This is a genomic window from Bacteroidota bacterium (assembly GCA_039111535.1).
Lineage (GTDB): Bacteria > Bacteroidota > Rhodothermia > Rhodothermales > JAHQVL01 > JBCCIM01.
The window spans coordinates 1-4,878 of the sequence record JBCCIM010000305.1 but is presented as its reverse complement, the minus strand read 5'-3'; the positions used below and the strand labels follow the sequence as shown (position 1 = coordinate 4,878).

Here is a 4,878-nt window from a genome sequence, read left to right as displayed (position 1 = left end):
CGTAAGTAAAGCCGGCAGCGTGCGCAAGTAGAGCAATAGATGCTTTGCTTGTAAGTAGCGAACCCGCTTGGCCGGCATTATGTGCAGCCTGCCCTGCCCGCATTGCCGTGTGCGTATTCGAGTACGTGAAGCCCGATGCATACGCAGTCACCCCTGCCGGCGCCAGCGCACCTTTCTGGCCTGCATTACTGTAGGTCTGCCCTGCTTCATGCGAAGCCCGTCCTGCGCGTGATGATTTGTGCGTAGCGCTACTGGTAAAGCCGGCAGCATGCGCAAGTACACCAGTTAGCGCCGATGCGCCTTTCTGTCCCGTGGTGTTGTAGGCCTGGCCTGCATCGTAGCCGATAAGCGCCAGCGCCGCTTTTGCAGCTCGCGCCGCGTAGTCAGGGCCGGCATCATGTGTTATGACAGCAGCAGCGGTTTTCTGCGCCCGGGTCACCGCTTCTCCCCCGCTACCATGGCTGGCTACCGCTAGCGCCTTCTTTTGGGCAACTGCCGCGAATGAAAGGCCGGCATCGAAGGCGACGATGGAGGTGACAGCAGATCCACCAGGTGATACAACCGCAAATGAACTATCCCAGAAAGCTGTGTTGCTCTTCTGGTTATTATCCAGGGTGGTTTTAATGTCAGATGATGGCCGCGTATTGTAAACCGTTAGGCCCTTGATCTTGCCATGAAACGGAAACTGGTTAAAGATCCCTGCCCCATTCTCAATGTTACCCACAATAAAGCTTTCGCTATTTACCGGATGATCCCCGCCTGTACTGGCTGATCCTATCGATGTAGCGTTCTTGAAAATTTCTGTGAACGTGGATCCCGACATCTCGCCCGAGACGCTAAACCATGTCCCTAGTCCAAAATGTGTAGCAAAATCAACAGTCGCCCCCCTGAACTGGCCTGCATTGACGTAATTGAACCCAAGATTATTCAGTACCTCAAACGCCATCGAATAATTATTCGTCGTTGCCAGTCGCTTGTTAAAGAGTCCCTGGAAAGTGCCAGTATCGCTGTCTACATAGAACCAGAGACGGACAAAGAGATCTCCAGTCAGGTCAAGCGAGTTGTCGTCAGGGATCACGATGCGGCTACTAACGCCGTCAAACTGAAAAGACTCTACGCCAAACGGGGCCTCAGATGAAATCGCGACACCAGTAGCTGTCCCATTATTAGCGTTACTGGTTGCGTCTGTGTAGTCATTGTCTACAAGCGCTAGCACCGCACTATCCGGAAAGGCGGCCTGTGCTCCGTAAACGTGAGATGCCGGAGGCTGGCTCTTGCTGTGGCCCGCCGGCATAGCCCAGATATAGAAGTCTGAGCCATTATCTGCATCAAGGTCAGCGGGGTCGCGTGTATAGATCTCTACCTTGCCTCCACCACTCGCTGGCGTAAATGCCTTGATCTTACAGGGCAGCATGTTCGCGCCGGCACTATCTGTTGATAGGCGAAGCGAACCGGCTCCAGCGCTCTCGGCCGAGAGCAGATTGTCGCTATCATGCAGCAACGAAGTTAGCACTGTGTGATCAATTACGAGCTCGTAGCACTCCTGCGCCCCCGTACCGCCAATCTGCGCGGCCTTCGCCTGTATGCGCTGCCTTGTGCAATTGACGCCAGCGTCGTAGTCCAGTTCAATCTCTGACTTAAATGCCTGGCCGGCGCCGCTGTTATAGTGATCGTCTAGTTCTGTTGTGGTAAAGAGCCCTTCGCGCCGCATCATGAAGAGCTCCTGCTTCCCGTTCATGTAGTTCGATGTGGTAATTGACCCCCATGAAAAATCCTGCGTACCAGTCTGTATCGCGCTACCGCCTGTAGTTTTGGTCTCTACCGTCCCGTCATTTATTTGCAGGAATATCACACCAGCGACGTGGTCGTATCCTACCCGGACCCGAGCCCATACATCTGCCGTCAGTGTTGTGGCGCTATCCAGAATAACAGGGCCACCAGCAGTATTGACTCGCCATCGTACCTTGTTTGTACTGATGACATGGCAGTGGTAACTGGAAGTTGTTTGGCCAAAGAGTCCGTGGTTCTGTGCAAGCGCATCCAGACGCACCCAGCCCACCATCTCAAAGCTGAAGCCCGTCAGGCCGTGGAAAAAGCTATCCGAGCTATTTAGTCGCTGGCTGCTGCCCGAGAAGTCCGCTGCATTTGCTACGTGACCACCTACAAACGTTACCCCACCCACATTCTCTATCTCCGCGAATACCTGTCCACGGATGTCATCGAAATGGTTGTTAAATGGGAAGAAGACCGTCTGCTGCGCCATCGCTTGCGAACTATCCAGCAATAAGAGAAGTGCATAAAAAAAGGACGCCAGCGCAGGTCTGCGCATGGCGTCCTTTAAGACTTACCGAGTAGGATTAATATAGATGACGGTCCATGGATGTTTCAACTGTGGTTGTACTTCTGTTCATATTCCAGGCTGCGCACAAAGTGCTTAGCCCCTTTCTCACTGAAATAGCGGATATCATACGACTCGTACCACATCAGCCAATGATCATCACTTCCAGATCGGCGACTTATCGTAGGCTTTGCCAGCCCGTTCACAGAGCAGTACTTCAGGATTGCTTGAGCTTGGTTGTACGTCATGCCCCAATATAAAAAACGGGAGCCAGCCACCGCTGACCCCCGAAGGTTAACCTATTTCCCCATTCTAAAGAGTTGCAATATTTAGAGCTGCAAATGGGCGCCTCCATCAAGCGCCCTGTATGAATTGCATCTATACGGTAATAGAGATCCACCTTAAGTTCAAGTAATACATACATATGCGCCAAAAGTACATACTGACGTAAGCCGGCTAGTTATTAAGGCACGCCAGGGTATGCATGAGTGTCTTGCTCTGCTCGGGTGTAAATTCCTCTTCTACATACCCATCCTCGGTCCATACGCGCATAATCTCTAGCTCTGAAGTAGCTAACTTTTTCAACTCCTCCCTTTTGCCGCATGCGCTGCCAAAACAGAGTGTGTGCCTCGATTCGCAGCTAAACTCCCTGCTGTTATACAACTCCATTCGCGATTGATCTCTAAACAATAGGTTTACTTTTGCACCTTTGGCTACGCACTTGCTGGCACCTACAGAGCCAACACCAACGATTATCAATTCCCCAGCTCCCTTCATCGAAAATATGGCTAGTCCGTTTGGTCCTTCGTCCCCAGACACTACAAGGGCTTCATTGCTAACTACTTGTCTCTCGCCACTTACCCTATCAACCTTCTCACTAACAAGGAGGTCGCATGCATAGCTCTTATTTTGGCCAGGCGCCAGAGGCACGCCGGCTATTACCCTCGGCGGAATGCGCTCTACCGCCTTATCAAAGCAGGCCAGCCGGCTCGTCTGGTCACTGATAGAGGCGCAGCCGCGCATTGACTCCATAAACTGATCCTGAGCAGCTGCGGTCACCGTACCCAGAAACACAAAAAGGGCCATGATAGCCCACAGAGATTTATTAAGCATTTTCTAACCAAAAAGATTGCTTGAAGGTGAACAAAACTGATTGACTCACGGGCGGCGCTCCTCGATATTCACACGCGAATTGTAGCGATTTTTTCATAGGCTTACCCCTCTTAGCTTGTTGCTAGGCCGCCGAAAACCGCTTCTGTGAGAGCCCTAATCTCTCAGTGGTCGCGGCTAGGCCCTCGGCTCCTTCGGAGCTGGGGGCTGACAGTTACAAGTGGGAGCTGGAAGCTGCGTAGAGCAAACAAGAACGGGTAGGTTCTCAATAAAACCCCTCGCCTTTCGGGCACGCACAATTGCCATCCTCCTCCTCTTGGGGGTGTTCTTTCCTACAGCACCATCCATATCCCCCACATCAAGAGCGTCTTTCATGGCTTTTGAAGGATATGGACTAGAGCCGGCAGAATTGCCAAGCCCACTATACTATGTCGCTCTAAAAGAATACAGGAAAGTGTCCGTGTAATCCACCAGCACTTTGGCCCTTGTCGGCGTAGGGGGATTTAACCACTTTTGCAGCGGATTATCCCCATGACCTTGTTATGAACAGTTGATTGGTCGGGGTGTACGGGAGGTGGACACTATAGGATATTTCAGTCGTCAAACAGGACCTTATCAAGGAGTTATTCACCCTACTGTATCTGCTGAAGCAGTCTTGTAACCTTAATCGCATTATTAGCCATCTCGGATGCGTCTTTGCGCAAATCACTTATCCCCCCGCTATAAACAGAGTCATAATCAGCCATATTGCGCTTGCGCTTCATTTTCTTCAGAATGCCAGCCGCTTTTCGAGCTGCTCTGTTAGAAGACTTGTCATTGTAACCATTGAGTTCATCCGTGGTCCATTTATGCGTACTCTTTTTGTGCCAAGAATTGCCCGTTTTCTGAGAAATCAGGTCTCTTGAGGGGATAATTACAGAATAATAATATCTACTGATAGCACACCGCAGCAGAGCTTCATCGTCAAGATTGCCGCCAGTCATTTGACTAAGTTGGTTTGCTATCAACACATAATTTTGCCAGTTAAAACTCATTCGTACGTTAAGTGGAATGAAAGCGTGTTAAGCACATCCGGACTATGGCAAATCCACCAATTATCAAAAAGATCAAGTTTATCCATGGCTACCTCGGGTTCATCAGGTGTATGAACCACGAAATACAATTCACCTTCGACTTCTCCCTCGGGGTCCTCCTGGAATTCTATAACGAATTTCTCACTTGGAAAGCTCTCGCGCAGACGCTCAATAGCTTTGACAAGAATTGGAAGCAACTTAATATGCTTATCTAGCTCCTGGTATACGCGGCTATCTTCAACATTTTTGAACAATAGATCAAGATCATGATATTGATCATAGGCTCCAGAGTGATCAACAGTTTGAACAAGGAATCGGATCATCTCTTGAGCTTCAAAAGAAATATTTGCCGAGTTT

At 50.3% G+C, this 4,878-nt stretch carries 4 protein-coding genes; all 4 read right to left on the bottom strand.

Translation table 11 applies throughout. The features are described 5' to 3' along the window. A partial coding sequence (locus AAF564_25985; GenBank protein ID MEM8489023.1) for a hypothetical protein occupies positions 1 to 2,329 on the bottom strand: 2,329 nt, incomplete at its 3' end. Between the two features lie 465 nt (positions 2,330 to 2,794). Continuing rightward, positions 2,795 to 3,451, bottom strand: a complete 657-nt coding sequence (locus AAF564_25980) for a hypothetical protein (protein MEM8489022.1) — start codon at positions 3,449 to 3,451, stop codon at positions 2,795 to 2,797. Positions 3,452 to 4,080: 629 nt separating this feature from the next. Next, positions 4,081 to 4,482 (bottom strand): hypothetical protein, encoded by a 402-nt coding sequence (locus AAF564_25975; protein ID MEM8489021.1) that lies wholly within the window; start codon positions 4,480 to 4,482, stop codon positions 4,081 to 4,083. Beyond that, on the bottom strand, positions 4,479 to 4,878 hold a 400-nt coding region (locus AAF564_25970; protein MEM8489020.1), incomplete at its 5' end, for a hypothetical protein. The genes AAF564_25970 and AAF564_25975, both read right to left, overlap by 4 nt.

What these genes read in the sequence shown, in the direction of transcription:
- AAF564_25980 (MEM8489022.1), bottom strand. Translation starts at nt 3,451, where the DNA reads ATGCTTAATAAATCTCTGTGGGCTATCATGGCCCTTTTTGTGTTTCTG.
- AAF564_25975 (MEM8489021.1), bottom strand. Translation starts at nt 4,482, where the DNA reads ATGAGTTTTAACTGGCAAAATTATGTGTTGATAGCAAACCAACTTAGT.